11 protein-coding genes and 1 pseudogene are annotated in these 15,613 nt (G+C 29.6%); 9 read left to right on the top strand and 3 right to left on the bottom strand.

The genetic code is table 11. The annotated features are described in order from the left end of the window. Window positions 1–238 precede the first annotated feature (238 nt). Both JFY71_RS00355 and prxU read left to right on the top strand, forming a co-directional pair. Window positions 239–1,054, top strand: coding sequence for a hypothetical protein (locus tag JFY71_RS00355; protein WP_243661063.1), 816 nt, complete (start codon window positions 239–241; stop codon window positions 1,052–1,054). Between the two features lie 252 nt (window positions 1,055–1,306). Next, a complete protein-coding gene (prxU, locus tag JFY71_RS00345) occupies window positions 1,307–2,014 on the top strand; it encodes a thioredoxin-dependent peroxiredoxin (RefSeq protein WP_263457738.1) in 708 nt (235 codons plus the stop codon). A gap of 52 nt (window positions 2,015–2,066) precedes the next feature. Here prxU and JFY71_RS00340 read toward each other — a convergent pair whose 3' ends face one another. Together JFY71_RS00340 and JFY71_RS00335 are read right to left on the bottom strand one after the other, a co-directional pair. Next, the gene (locus JFY71_RS00340; RefSeq protein ID WP_243661062.1) at window positions 2,067–2,837 is read right to left on the bottom strand and encodes an SDR family oxidoreductase; all 771 of its coding nucleotides are present in this window, start codon (window positions 2,835–2,837) and stop codon (window positions 2,067–2,069) included. 189 nt (window positions 2,838–3,026) lie between these two features. Beyond that, window positions 3,027–4,157 (bottom strand): ribose-phosphate pyrophosphokinase, encoded by a 1,131-nt coding sequence (locus JFY71_RS00335; protein WP_243661061.1) that lies wholly within the window; start codon window positions 4,155–4,157, stop codon window positions 3,027–3,029. A gap of 185 nt (window positions 4,158–4,342) precedes the next feature. Between JFY71_RS00335 and tadA the strand changes: the two genes are divergently transcribed. The 7 genes and pseudogenes from tadA (at window position 4,343) to JFY71_RS00300 (ending at window position 14,872) form a co-directional block, all read left to right on the top strand. After that, window positions 4,343–4,819, top strand: coding sequence for a tRNA adenosine(34) deaminase TadA (gene tadA, locus JFY71_RS00330; protein ID WP_243661060.1), 477 nt, complete (start codon window positions 4,343–4,345; stop codon window positions 4,817–4,819). A gap of 55 nt (window positions 4,820–4,874) precedes the next feature. Next, window positions 4,875–5,780, top strand: coding sequence for a tRNA modification radical SAM protein MnmL/YtqA (gene mnmL / locus JFY71_RS00325; protein WP_243661059.1), 906 nt, complete (start codon window positions 4,875–4,877; stop codon window positions 5,778–5,780). A gap of 21 nt (window positions 5,781–5,801) precedes the next feature. Further along, window positions 5,802–10,029 (top strand): annotated as a pseudogene (locus JFY71_RS00320) (acyl-CoA dehydratase activase-related protein). Window positions 10,030–10,155: 126 nt separating this feature from the next. Beyond that, on the top strand, window positions 10,156–11,163 hold the full coding sequence (locus JFY71_RS00315; RefSeq protein ID WP_243661058.1) for an LCP family protein: 1,008 nt from the start codon (window positions 10,156–10,158) through the stop codon (window positions 11,161–11,163). Window positions 11,164–11,171: 8 nt separating this feature from the next. Then, window positions 11,172–12,188: a type 2 isopentenyl-diphosphate Delta-isomerase gene (gene fni, locus JFY71_RS00310; RefSeq protein ID WP_243661057.1), complete on the top strand. Its 1,017-nt coding sequence runs from the start codon at window positions 11,172–11,174 to the stop codon at window positions 12,186–12,188. Between the two features lie 163 nt (window positions 12,189–12,351). After that, a complete protein-coding gene (locus tag JFY71_RS00305; protein WP_243661056.1) occupies window positions 12,352–13,308 on the top strand; it encodes an LCP family protein in 957 nt (318 codons plus the stop codon). Between the two features lie 97 nt (window positions 13,309–13,405). Continuing rightward, window positions 13,406–14,872 carry an IS1182 family transposase gene (locus tag JFY71_RS00300; RefSeq protein WP_243661055.1) on the top strand — a complete coding sequence of 489 codons (1,467 nt, stop codon included), beginning with the start codon at window positions 13,406–13,408 and terminating at the stop codon, window positions 14,870–14,872. A 16-nt stretch (window positions 14,873–14,888) separates the two neighbouring features. Here the strand turns inward: JFY71_RS00300 and JFY71_RS00295 are convergent, their stop codons facing one another. After that, window positions 14,889–15,563, bottom strand: coding sequence for a hydrolase (locus tag JFY71_RS00295; RefSeq protein WP_243661054.1), 675 nt, complete (start codon window positions 15,561–15,563; stop codon window positions 14,889–14,891). Window positions 15,564–15,613: the final 50 nt, after the last annotated feature.

Below are 15,613 nucleotides of genomic sequence, written 5' to 3'. Positions count from 1 at the left end.
AAAATGACAATGTTATGTTGTCTTTTAAATCTTTTTAAAAAAATAAATTCATCTAATTTATAAATTAGATGAATTTATTTTTTATTTAATTATTCTATCTTTCATTATATCTACATCTATGAAGACCACCTAATAATATTATATTTGCATATTATAATAATTGTTGTTATCTAAAATAGAATACAATTTGTCACGAAAAACAGAATAAATAGTTATTATTTATATAGGAGGTAATCTTATGAAAAAGATAATTAGTATTTTTTTAATAATGGTATTTGTTGGAGTTTTATATGGATGTAATAGTAAGCCCGTTGTAAATAATGACTATACTAGTGAAGGCACAGAAGTTAAGGGAAAAGAAGACATAATTATAAAATATTGGAATTCAAAGGAAAATAGCGAACCTATACTTGTAAAGTATGATGGAATAGAAGAGGATTTTAAGAATATAATAAAAGAATTAGAAAAAGTAAAGGCAGAAGACTCATGTGAATGTATAAGAGAAAATAATTTTGATAGTGGAGATATTATATTGTCCTTTGATAATATTTCAAATAATAAAATGCACATAAGAGTTAATGAAAAAAAGAAAAATAATACAAGTAAGGATTATTATTTGAATATGGAAAATGAAGTAGTAAATAGAATACAGGAATTCTATGATAAATCTATGGAAAATACTAAAGAAGATATTAAAAATGGGTTAAAGGTTACTTTACATGAGGTGGATTTTGAAAATGGAGAGTTAGTTCTGGAAGATTTCTCAAAAGAAAGAGAAAAAGACTTTGATGGTATTGTTACAAAATTAAATAATTATGAAAAATTAGATACAGATGTAAAATTTGTTAAACCTATAAGTTTTGAAAAAAATGGCACTATAGTTAGATTATCTACAAGTAGTTTTAACAATGATGTCGACTACTATTATGTTAGTTTAATAGAGAATAATATTGAAAAAATATTGCAAGTATATAAAAATGATGAAATTAATGGTGTATTATATGAGTTTTTCAAGGGTATTTTACTTGAAAAAGAAATAAAGATTGATGAATAAATGAATTCTATATCAAGTGGAAAAAGGGTGAAATGTTTTTATAACAAAAAACATTTCGCCCTTTTTAGTTACTGTAGTAAAAACTATTAATAATATATTTAAATAAATTGGAAAATATTTAAATATATTCAAAAATTTGAATAAATATGTTTAAATATCTTTAAATAGGTTATATATAATCTGTATGGATTTGTAATAGTTACAAAAATACATACATTATAAAATAGTCATGATTAAGGAGGTATCTTCAACATGAAAGCAGGTTGTGGAAGACCTACATTGAAAAATGCTCCGGTAGAGGAGAAGAAAGAATTAATTGTAGAAGAAAATATTAAGGAGGAACAAGCGATGATTAAAGTTGGTAAACCAGCACCATTATTTACAGCACCAGCATTTTATAATGGAGAAATGACAGAAGTAAATTTAGAAGATTATAGAGGAAAATGGGTATTATTATGTTTCTATCCAGGAGACTTTACTTTTGTCTGAGCGACTGAAGTGTCAGCAGTTGCTGCAAAAAATGATGAATTTAAGGATTTAGATGTACAAGTACTTTCAATGAGTGTTGACTCAACATTTGTACACAAGGTATGGAATGACCAAGAATTATCAAAAATGGTTGGAAAAGATATTCCATTCCCAATGTTATCAGACCAAGGTGGAACTATAGGTAAGATGTATGGTGTTTATGACGAAGAAGGTGGAACAGACACTAGAGGTAGATTTATTATAGATCCAGATGGAATTATTCAAGCATTTGAAGTTTTAACTCCTCCAGTAGGAAGAAATGTTTCAGAAGCTTTAAGACAAATTCAAGCTTACCAATTAGTAAGAAAAACTGGCGGTGGAGAAGTTACTCCTTCAGGTTGGAAACCAGGCAAGAAAACTTTGAAACCAGGTACTGGATTAGTTGGTAATGTATGGAAAGAATGGAAAGTTGAAGACGCATTTGAAGACTAATTAATAAAAAGTAGACATAGTAAAAAATGTCTACTTTTTTTGTATTTATATATTATATTGCAGTCCAACCACCGTCTACGTTTAATAATTGTCCAGTGGTATAGGATGAAAATTCAGAAGCAAAGTATACTACAGCTGTATCTAGTTCTCCTTTATTTCCTGTTCTACCCATAGGGCAATATGTTCCAACAACTGTATCGAAAGCATCGTTAGACAATACATCCTTAGTCATTTCAGATTCAAAATATGCTGGTCCAATTGCATTTACTGTAATTCCTTCTTTTGCCCATTCATTAGCAAGGGCTTTTGTCATCATAAAGACAGCTCCTTTTGTTGTTGCGTATGCAGTCATCATATTTGAATGAGGCATGGCAACTCTAGAGTGAATAGAACCTAGATTTATAATACGTCCATAATGGTTTTTCTTCATTATTTTACCGACTTCTCTAGCTACTTTATAAACGCCGTCAATATTTGTTCTCATCATTTTTTCCCAGACTTCATCACTCATAGTATCGGCAGGCTCACCTAAACCTAAGCCGGCATTATTTACTAAAATATCTATTTTACCATAATGCTTTTCTATATTATTTATAGCGTTTTTTACATCTTCTGTCTTAGTGACATCACAAGTCTGAACAAACACTTCATAACCTTTTGTTTCTAAATCTTTTTTTACTTCTTCTAATTTTTCAGCTCTTCTCGCCATTAAAGCAAGTTTCGCTCCTTGATTTCCCAATGCATTTGCAAATTGAACTCCTAATCCGCTAGAAGCTCCAGTTACTAAAGCAACTCTTCCAGTTAAATCAAAATAATCCTTCATTTTTTACCTCCAAATATATAAAAAGTTGTTTATATTTACGACTCAATTATATAACTAGATAAAGTAAAATGCAATAATTATTAATAAAATATCATTCTTAACATAGAACATTGAAAATAATGAGAACATTATTTAACAATTTTTATACTTATAATTAAGCAAAAAAAAACTGCCTTCAAGCAGTTTTTACTAATTTTTCTTTCTTACTATTCTTCGTATTCCTCTAGTCTTATCTAGTAAAGAACTAAGGGATATGTCTAAGTTTATATTATAAATAAATTTACCTAAAAGTTTTGACATGTCAACATGCCTATACCACGGTTTAGATTTAATTGAGTCAGGAACATAGGTAAGATTTGTAGAATATACAGCGTCAAGCTGTCCTTTTTCATAGTATTCATCAAATTTACTAGGACCTTCAGTAAATAGTGCAAAACTTACTGCTGCGTAAACTCTTCTAGCTTTTTGAGCTTTTAATTGTTCTGCAATATCTAAAACCGATTCTCCAGAAGCAATCATATCATCGACTATTAATATATCTCTTCCTTCAACATTTTTACCTATATATTCATGTTCAACAATAGGGTTTTTTCCGTTTACAATTCGACTATAGTCCCTTCTTTTATAAAAGAGTCCAATATCTTGTTGTAATACATTTGAATAGTAAACAGCTCTGTCCATTGCTCCAGTGTCAGGACTTATAATAATAATATTTTTATTATCCAATTCTTCATCGGATATATTTTCCCTACATAAAAAATCTTTTACTATTTCAGCTGTAGGATAGATATTTTCAAATGTTAATAATGGAATAGCGTTTTGTACATTTGGATCATGTACATCAAATGTATAGATTCCGTGTACACCCATATCTTCAAGTTCATGTAAAGCCATTGCACAATCTAGTGATTCTCTAGCCTTTCTTCTATGTTGACGACTACCATACATTAAAGGCATAACTACATTAATTCTTTTTGCCTTACCGTTTATAGCAGAAATTACTCTTTTAATATCTGCAAAGTGTTCATCAGGAGCCATTCTATTTTCAAAACCAAACATTTTGTAAGTTATTCCATAATTACCAATATCGGATAAAATAAAAACATCTTTACCTCTTACAGATTCATTAATTTGAACTTTAGCTTCACCGTTAGAAAAACGAGTTTCTGTAATATCTACTTTGAAAGTGAAATCTGGGTCATCAATATTGTATCTTCTTTTTAATTCAGCATCTACTTTTTCTCCAAAATCCCAAATATTTTTCATAACAATTAATCCCAATTCTCCTAGTGGGCTAGTGCTAAAAACTTCCTCAGACATGCGTGTAACTACCTCCATAATATTATTTTCATATTAAGAATATCATATAAAAATTATATAAACAACTGAATAAGTCACATTAAGAGAGTTAGTAAATCAGGTAGTTTATAAATTTTCTATATGAAATAAAATATATATTGGGTATACTTAAGAATAGTTTAATAATTTTATGTTATTATATTTATATGAATGAAAAAATAGATGACTTTTATTATATGAAAGAAGCGTTAAAAGAAGCTAAGAAAGCTAAAGACAAAGATGAAATCCCTATAGGATGTGTAGTTGTTAAGAATAATATAATAATAGGTAGAGGACATAATCTAGTGGAAAGTAACAACAATCCTTTAAGACATGCAGAGTTAATAGCTATTGAAGATGCATCTAAAAAAATTGATAATTGGAGATTTAATGGTTGTACTTTATATGTTACTTTAGAACCTTGTGCAATGTGTTCCGGTGCCTTAGTCTATTCTAGAATGGATAGGGTTGTCTTTGGTGCTTATGATTACAAAAGAGGATATTGTGGCTCTATTGAAAGTTTACCTACTAAAACAGAATTAAACCATAAGGTTGAAATTCTTGGTGGAGTAATGGAAAAGGAATGCTTGTTACTTATACAGGATTTTTTCAAAAAATTGCGAATTAGAAACAAAGCTAATTAAAAATGGATTTTATTTGTTGCTATATCCTACAAAAATTATCTAGTTGGAGAAAAACATGAGAAGATATTATAGCTTATCTGATTATTTTAAGGAAAAATACGGTTGCAAAATCTTGAAATTATCTATAAATGGAGGATTTACATGTCCTAATAGAATTAATGGTTTAAAGGGCTGTTTATTTTGTAGTGATTTAGGTTCTGGTGAGTTTGGAGGAGATTCTAACCTTAGTATTAAGGAACAAATAAGTAGGCAAAAGAATTTTCTAAAACATAAGAACAAATCAAATAAATATATTGCATATTTTCAAAGTTTTACAAACACATTTGATAAAATAGAAAATCTAAAAAATAAATATTATGAAGCATTAAATTGTGATACAATAATAGGATTAGCAATAGCTACTCGTCCGGATTGTATAGATGACGAGGTAATTGATTTATTAAAGAAGATTAATGAAAAATATGAATTATGGTTAGAGCTTGGATTTCAGACAAGCAAGGAAGAAACTGCCAATATAATAAGAAGAGGGTACAGCAACCAGGTTCTTATTAATGCCGTAAGAAAGTTAAATAGTGCAGGAATAAAGGTAGTAACCCACTTAATATTTGGACTGCCTTATGAAAATAAAACAGACTGGATTAATAGTGTGAATTTTATTTCTAGGTTAAATCTTTGGGGAGTGAAATTTCACAGTCTATATATTCAAAAAAATTCGGATTTATACACATATTATTTAAATAATAATTTTAAAGTTATAAGTAAAGATGAATATACAGACATGGTAAGTGAGGCAATTAGCCTTATACCAAAGAACTATGTAGTGCATCGTTTAACAGGAGATGCAGATAAGAAACAATTGTATTTGCCCAAATGGTCTGCAGATAAATTGTCGGTAATTGGATTAATACAAAAAAAGTTAAAAGATAATAATATTGTACAAGGAATAAATTACAATTATTAAATTGTTGACAGGAGGGGTTAAATGGAATTGCATATGGGTTTAGACGTAGGCTCAACTACTGTTAAGCTCGTTATTATAGACAAGGACAATAATCTAAAATATAGTGTTTACAAAAGACATAAATCAAATGTTGAAGAAACTGTTAAGGGTGTATTAACAGATGCATATAAACAATTTGAAAATGAAGATGTTACTATTATGGTAACCGGTTCTGGTGGTATGTTTGTTGAAAAATATTGGAACATGAACTTTATTCAAGAAGTTGTTTCAGGTACTACAGCTATTAGAACCTTAATTCCGGAAACGGATGTTGCTATTGAATTAGGAGGAGAGGATAGTAAAATCACCTACGTAACCGGTAGTGTTGAACAAAGAATGAATTCAATATGTGCTGGTGGAACAGGGGCTTTTATTGACCAGATGGCTTCTCTAATTGAAACTGATGCAGCTGGATTAAATGAACTAGCTAAAAATTATAATAAAGTTTTTCCAATAGCTTCTAGATGTGGAGTTTTTGCAAAAACCGACATACAAGCATTGATAAACCAAGGAGCCTCTAAAGAGGATATTGCTGTTTCTGTATTTCAATCAGTAGTAAATCAAACAATATCAAACTTAGCATGTGGTAGACCAATTAGAGGAAATATTGCCCTATTAGGTGGACCCTTACATTTCTTGTCCGAATTAGCGGAACGTTTTAAAGAAACTTTAGGAGAAGAAGGAAATAAATTTATTATTCCGGAAAATTCTCAGGTTTTTGTAGCCATTGGAGCTGCTATTGCTTCAAAGGAACTAGAATCTGTACCATTTAAAGCTATTATAAATAAAATAAACGAAAAAGTTGAATTAGAAATGGATACGGAAAATATTCTTGAGCCTTTATTTGAAAATGAAGAGGAATTAAAGGACTTTAAGGAAATTCATAAAAATGAAAAGGAAAAAATATGCAGACCTAAGTAGCTATGAAGGCAATTGCTATTTAGGAATAGATGCAGGTTCAACAACATCTAAAGTTGTTTTAATAGATGAGGATAATAATATTTTATATACTCATTATGCTAATAATTTAGGTAAGCCTTTAGAATTAGTAATAGAAGTATTAAAGGATATATATAGCAAATTAAATAGTAAAGCAAAAATAGTTTCCTCCGGTATAACCGGTTATGGAGAAGATTTTATTAAGGCTGCTATAGGTGTTGATATTGGTGAAGTTGAGACTATTGCCCACTATACTGCTGCAAAATATTTCGATGAAGAAGTTGATTTTATTCTTGACATTGGTGGTCAAGACATGAAAGCAATGCATATTACTGATGGGGTTATAGACTCAATACAATTAAACGAAGCTTGTTCTTCAGGCTGTGGTTCTTTTATTGAAACATTTGCAAAATCCTTAGGCTTAACTGTTGAAGAGTTTCAAAATGAAGCTTTAAAATCAAAAAATCCGGTGGATCTTGGTTCAAGATGTACTGTTTTTATGAACTCAAAAGTAAAGCAGGCCCAAAAAGAAGGGGCTACTGTAGCTGATATAGCAGCAGGATTATGTTATTCAGTAATTAAAAATGCTATTCAAAAAGTTATAAAGGTAAGAGACCCTAAAAAACTTGGAAAGAGTATTGTTGTTCAAGGCGGAACATTTTATGGAGACGCTATTTTAAGGGCTTTTGAAAAGGTAACAGGCAGAGTTCCAACAAGACCTAATATTGCAGGTTTAATGGGAGCCATGGGAATGGCTTTAATAGCCAAGGAAAAATCCACAGGGGTTTCAACTTTAGCAGATGAAGAATTTATAAATGATTTTTCCTATAGGCAAACACAAACAAATTGTAAACTTTGTAGTAACCAATGTGCCTTAAGTGTAAATATTTTTTCAAATGGGAAAAAATATATAACAGGAAATAGATGTGAACGTGGAGCGGGTATTAAGATTTCTGAAAATGATAAACTACCTAATCTTTACGAATATAAATATAATAGATTATTTAATTACTACGAAAGTCTTCCAGAGAAAAAAGCTATAAAAGGCAAGGTAGGAATTCCAAGAGTACTAAATATGTATGAAAATTATCCTTTCTGGCATACTTTTTTCACATCTTTAGGATACCAAGTTGTTTTATCGGGACCTTCTAGTAGGGAAATGTATGAAAAGGGAATTGATTCTATTACAAGTGAAACGGCTTGTTACCCGGCTAAAATGGTTCATGGCCATATTGAGGAGTTAATAGACAAAGATGTAGATTTGATTTTTTATCCTTCTATATTCTATGAAAAACAGGAGTATAAAAATGTGGATAATAATATTAACTGTCCCGTAGTAACAGGATATCCTGAAGTAATAAAGAATAATTTAGAGAATTTAGTAGATAAGAATATAAAGTTTAAGAATCCATTTTTATCTTTACAAAATAAAAAAAGATTAGCAAAAAGACTAGTTGAAGAGTTAGATGATGAAAATTTAGAGCCTAGAAATATTGTTAATGCTGTTGATAAAGCCTGGGATGAACTTGAAAAATTCAGAATGGATGTTAAAGAGGAAGGTAGAAGAGCTCAGGAGTATTTAAAGGAAAATAATTTAAAGGCTATAGTTCTTGCCGGTAGACCATACCATATTGATCCAGGTATAAATCATGGAATTCCTGAGTTGATATTATCCTTAGGATGGGGAGTTTTATCAGAGGATAGTGTTCTTACCTATGATGACGATATTGATGGAGAGTTAAGGGTTTTAGATCAATGGGTATACCATTCCAGACTATATAGAGCGGCAAAGGTCGTTGGAGAGAGAGAAGATTTAGAATTAGTACAGTTAAACTCCTTTGGATGTGGAATTGATGCTGTAACAACAGATCAAGTAAATGAAATTCTTAAATCCTATGGAAAAATATACACTGTAATAAAAATAGACGAGGTATCTAATTTAGGGGCTATTAAAATTAGGTTAAGGTCCTTAACCCAAGCATTGAAGGATAGAAAGTTTGTAAAACCTATAAATGTTGAAGCTCCTAAGAAAGTTTCTTTTACTAAGGAAATGAAGAAGAGACATACTATCTTAGCACCACAAATGGCGCCGGATCATTTTGAAATAATGCAAGCGGCTTTAGAAGCTGAAGGATATAAGTTTGAATTTTTAAAAACTGTAGATTCAAAGGTTATAGACGAGGGTTTAAAATATGTAAACAACGATTCTTGCTATCCGTCAATTACAGTAGTAGGACAAATGATGGAAGCAGTTGAGTCCGGAAGATATGACAATGATAACATTTCACTTTTAATGACTCAAACAGGTGGAGCTTGTAGGGCTTCAAATTATGTAGGATTTATTAGAAAAGCATTAGCTGAAGCAGGCCATCCAAATATTCCTGTTATAGCTTTATCGGCTCAAGGAATAGAGACCAACCCTGGCTTTAATATTACTTTAACATTAGGACATAAATTAATAATAGCTGTTTTATACGGCGATTTAATAATGAGGGTGTCAAATGCTACAAGGCCTTATGAAGTCAAAAAAAATGAAACAGATAATTTAAAAAGATACTGGATTGAAAAATGTAGAGAAGACATACAAACAAATAAAATTTCAGTATTTAAAAATAATGTTAAGCAAATTATTTCAGATTTTTCCAATATTGAAGTGGAAGATAAAATTATTCCAAAAGTAGGAATTGTTGGAGAAATTTTAGTTAAATATTTACCTGAAGCAAATAACAATCTACAGAAAATATTGGAGTCAGAAGGTACAGAAGTAGTATTACCGGATCTTATGGATTTCCTTATGTATTGTTTAAGAAATGCACACCATAAGAATACCTTACTTTCCAAAGGGAAAATAGGCAGCATAGTTTCAAGTGCTGGAGTAAAATTTATAGAATATTATAGAAATTTTGTAAGAGAGGAACTTAAAAAGTCAAAATACACTGCTCCTTTATTTATAACCGATTTGGAAAAGAATGCTGAAAAAGTGGTATCTCTTGGTAATCAGTACGGAGAAGGTTGGTTATTAACTGCTGAGATGATTGAATTAATCGAGGATGGAGCTAATAATATAGTATGTATTCAACCTTTTGGTTGCTTACCAAATCATATTACAGGCAAGGGTGTTATTAAAAAAATTAGACAACTATATCCTCAAGCAAATATTATACCTATTGACTATGACCCAGGTGCTAGTGAGGTAAATCAAGTTAATAGAGTTAAATTAATGCTTTCTCAAGCCAAGGAGATTTTAAAAGAGCAACAATTAGCAAATTAATTCTTAATACTATAATAGGAAAATTACAAATAATGTGATTTTCCTATTATTTTTATATTGGAATTTTGATATTGTATATTTCATGATATAATATTTAGTAATTATTTATGCACTCTTGGAGGAGAAATGAAGCTTAGGTCAATAGTGATTTTTTTTGTGTCTTTAGTGGTTATTGGAGGTACATGGTATGTAGTAGATGAGGTTTTGGATCTTAAGGCTAAATCTACTGTTGATATAGATGGAGAATCTTTAGGAAAAGGAAATAGAATAGAAACGGTTGTAGATGATGAATTAATGTTTTTAGTAGTAGGTGTCGATAAAAACATTGATGCTGTAGGAGAAGCTCAAAATACAAGAGTAAGAACAGATACTATGATACTGACAACTGTAAATTTTGAAAAAGGTACAATAGACCTTATTTCCTTACCACGTGATACAAAAATCAAGTATGAGGGAAGTTTTATAAAATTAGGAGAGGCACATTCCTATGGTGGAATAGAAGGAACTCTAAAGGCAGTTAGAAATTTAACAGGACTTGATATCGATTATTATATGAGCGTAGATTATGATGCGGTTTTAAGACTTGTAGAGGTAATTGGTGGTGTAGAAGTTGACTCCCCTCAAGAAATTAACGCTCCGGAAATTAATATTCATATTCCAAAAGGTAGAACTGTTTTAGACGAAAATCAATCCTTATATTTTCTTAGGGCTAGGGAGGTTTTAAAAAACAGATCAGATCTTGAACGTATGAAAAATCAACAATATTTTTTAAAACAACTTGTAAAAGAAGTAACAAAACCCTCTAACCTTTTAAAAATTCCGGAATTATTAGAAGTATATAAGGACAATGTTACAACTAATATAGATTTAGGAAGTTTAGGAAATGTAGCTTTACAGGCAGCTAAATTCGATTCGTCAAAAATGACAACTCAAACACTAGAGGGAACTGACGATTACGAATATAATGCTAATGGTAAAAAAATTTCTTATTTTTATGTTGATGAGAAAAAAATGAATGAATTATTTTCTAAAAGATATCCAGATTATTTTTTAGATAAAGCCGAAGTTGATAAGTATGAAACCGAAAATACGGAAATACCGAAAGAGAAAAATAGAAATTATAATTTTAATTAGGTGGTTAAATGCGTCTAGATAGGAAAAAAGAACATATAGAAAATTATTTAAAATCCGACTATAAAGGTGAAACATTATTTGAAGATATATATATAGAAAATAATGCATTACCGGAAGTGAATTTAGATGAAATAGATACAAGTATGAAATTTTTAGGTAAGAATATTAGTTTTCCTCTAATGATTAATGCTATAACAGGAGGAGGAGAGGAACTAGCTGATATTAATGAAGATTTAGCAAGACTTGCCAAAATATTCAATATTCCTATGGCAGTTGGCTCTCAAACAGTTGCTATTGAAAGAGAAGAATGTAAAAGTTCTTTTGAAATAGTAAGGGATATTATTGGAAAAGATAATATAGTCATAGGAAATATTTCTGCAAATGCTCCTATAGAAAATTTTTTAGAAGCTAGTAAAATGATTGATGCCGATGCTATGCAAGTACATTTAAATGTCGCACAAGAGCTATTTATGGAAGAAGGAGATAAACACTTTAGGGGGATTAAGAAAAATATTTCTAAATTTCTTGAAGTGTACGATAAGCCGATTATAGTTAAAGAAGTGGGATTTGGAATATCTAAAAAAGTTGCTTGTGAATTGAAGGGCATAGGAGTTAAATATATAGATGTTGCAGGAGCTGGAGGAACTAATTTTATAGAAATAGAAGATATTAGAAATTTTAGTTCAGATTATTCAGATTTATATGAATGGGGTATTCCAACGGCAAAAGCATTAATTGAATGTAGAGGCATTTCAGATGATTTGTTTATAGTAAGTAGCGGTGGAATAAAAACAGCACAGGATATTGTTAAATCTTTAGTAGTTGGAGGTAATTTAACAGCTATTAGTGGAGAAATATTACTATATTTAATGCATGGTGGATTTGATGCAGCAAAGGACTATGTTGAATCTCTTATAAGAAAAACAAAAATATTAATGGTTTTACTTGGAAAGAAAAATATTAAGGAATTGACAACTGTTGAGTATAAAATAACAGGATATTTAAAGGAATTAATAAACCCTTAAACATGGGTTTATTTTTTTGTTTTTAATAATTGTAGATTTATTGTAGAAATTATAAAAAATCTAAATGTTGAAATAACTGGTTTTAGAAAAATAATTATTTTTGATATTTATTTTTCTAATGATATAATATTTAAGAAATCTTATACACCATATTGGAGGAATTATGAAAAAAAAATCAGTTATAATATTTATCGCATTTCTACTTATATTTGGAGCTGCGTTTTATATAATAAACGAACTTTTAGATTTACAGGTTGCAACTACTGTAGATATAACTGGAGATGAGCTAGGTAAAGGAAATGAAATAGAGCCGGTAGTAGATGATGAGCTTATGTTTTTACTACTAGGTGTTGATAAAAATCCCGATGTAAGTGAAGAACAACAAGATGACCATGTTAGAACGGATACAATGATATTGGTAAATGTTAATTTTGATAAGGGAACCATAGATTTAATATCAATTCCAAGGGATACTAAGGTTAATTATAATGGAAGCAACATAAAAATAAATGCAGCCCATGCATATGATGGAAAAGTTGGTGCTTTAAAAGCTGTACGACAGTTAACAGGACTGGATATAGATTATTTTATGAGTGTAGATTATAATGCAGTTCTAAGACTTGTTGAAGTAATTGGAGGAGTTGAAGTTGACTCTCCACAGGTTATAGAAGCACCGGAAATAGGTGTATATATTCCTAAGGGAAAATCTGTATTAGATGAAAAACAATCCTTGTATTTTTTAAGGGCAAGGGAGGTTTTAAAAAATGGCTCTGATTTTGAAAGAATGGAAAATCAGCAATACTTTTTGAAACAACTAGCAAAAGAAGTTACTAAAATATCTAATTTACCTAAGATACCAAAACTCCTAAAGGTTTTTAAAGATAATGTTGAACATAACCTTAGTTTAGGAAATTTTGGAAGTATTTTACTACAGGCAGTAAAATTCGATTCATCGAAAATGACAACAATGACCCTGGAAGGAACAACAGGTAGGGAGTACAATGGAAATGGAAATCCAGTAGATTATTTTTATGTAGACAAAGAAAAAATGAATAAATTATTCCTAGAAAAATATCCAGAATATTTTTTTAACAAATCACAAATAAATTCTTATGAATAAAAAAATAAACCCATTTTTATGGGTTTATTTCAGGCTGTTGACAATGAAATTGTCAGCAGCCTTTTAAAATGGGTAAAAATAATATAGGGTGATAAAAATGATGGGTAAAAAAGACAAGATAAGTAAAACACAAATAGAGATATTAAGTTTAGATTCATTAGTTCCACAAGATCATTTGGTAAGAAAACTGGATCAAGTTATTGATTTAAGCTTTATCTACGATTTAGTAAAAGATCTTTATTCTAAAACAGGAGCCGAAAGTATAGATCCTGTTGTTTTAATAAAATTAAATATTATCCAATATACATTTGGAATTAGGTCTATGCGACAAACAATAAAAGAAATAGAAGTTAATGCAGCATATAGATGGTACTTAGGATATGGATTAACTGAGAAAATACCACATTTCTCAACCTTTAGTAAAAATTATCAAAGACGATTTAAAGGAACAGATATTTTTGAACAAATATTTTTCAGAATTTTAAATGAAATAGCTAAATGTGGATTACTTACAGAAGAAAATATATACATAGATGGAACTCATATAAAGGCAAATGCAAATATACATAATAAAGAAACCATAGAAGTAGAAGAATCTGTTAAATATTACCAAGACATATTAGAAAAAGAAATAAATGAAGATAGAAAAAATCATAATAAAAAACCATTAAAAAAAAACGAAGAAATCAAAACAAAAGAAATAACAGTAAGTAAAAATGACCCAGATTGTGGAATATTTCATAAAGGAGAGCATAAAAAAGTATTTGCATATTTATCAAATACAGCGTGTAATGATTATGGAATAATACTTGATTTTGAAGTAACCTCAGGAAATAAACATGATTCAACAGTATTTCCTATATTATATGAGAGAATAAAGAATAAATATAAAAGTAATAAATACATAGCAATTGATGCAGGATATAAAACACCGGCAATAGCAAAACAAATACTTGATAATGATAAAATACCATTATTACCATATAAAAGACCAATGACAAAAAAAGGGTTCTATAAAAAATATGAATATGTTTATGATGAATATTATGATTGTTATATATGTCCAAATAACAAAATATTAAAATATAGTACAACCAATAGAAATGGATATCAAGAATATAAAAGTAATCCTAACGATTGTAAAAACTGTAAATATGTCAAAAATTGTACAGAAAGTAAGAATAATCAAAAAGTAGTAACTCGTCATATCTGGGAAGAATACATAGAAAAATGCGAAGATATTAGACATACTAAAGGATTTAAAGAAAAATATGGAAGAAGGAAAGAAACAATAGAGAGAGTTTTCGCTGATGCAAAAGAATTACATGGGATGCGATACACATTACATAGGGGTTTAGAAAGAGTTAAAAATGAACTATACCTCTTATTTGGGTGCATGAATTTAAAGAAGTTGGCAAAAATCATATGGAAAAGGTATAAGAATTCTTCCGAATTACATGTTTTATTTGAAGATTTGAAAAATATTTCAAATTTCAGAATTTTAAAAAGGCATTTTAGATTATTGATAAATTCTAAAATGCCTTTTGTCTTCAATCTGAAATAAACCCATTTTTATGGGTTTATTTTTTATCTTCTCTATATTTTCTCATTACTTCTGCAAAAATTTCTGCACTTGATGGAGGTGTATATGTAATTGCATTTGCACCAGCATCAATAGTTGCCTCTATTTGTTCATCTGTTTTTCCACCAGTTGCTATTATAGGAAATTCAGGACCAAATATATTTCTAGCTTTTCTAACTATATTTATTGTATTTTTTCCACCGGAAATATTAAAGATATTTGCACCTGCCTTTGCCTTTCCTTCAAAATCATCATTTTCAGAAACAATAGTAGCTACTATTGGTATATCTAAGGATTCAGCTATTAAGGCCAAGGTATCATTTTGCATAGGTGCGTTTACAACTACACCATATGCTCCAAGTAATTCAGCTTGAAGGGCTAGTGTTAAAGATCTTTCACCAGATGTTAAACCTCCTCCTACTCCTATAAATAAGGGAGTGAAAGAAGAAGATAAAAGTGCCTGGGTAATGGTTAAAGTTGGTGTAAATGGATAAACTGCCATAACGGCATCAGGATTACTATTTTGGATTACAGCAACATCTGTAGAAAAAATCAAGGATTTTATTCTTTTATTTAAAATAATAATACCACTACATTTTCTAATGACATTAGGAACCTTAACTGAACGAGTTCTAAGGTTAGATTTAATTTCTGGAATAAAATTATGTTTCATGAATTACCTCCATAATGTATATTTTTTAGTATACCATTTATTATAAATAT

The organism is Miniphocaeibacter halophilus (assembly GCF_016458825.1).
Taxonomy (GTDB): domain Bacteria; phylum Bacillota; class Clostridia; order Tissierellales; family Peptoniphilaceae; genus Miniphocaeibacter; species Miniphocaeibacter halophilus.
This window is presented reverse-complemented; position numbering and strand designations above follow the sequence as displayed.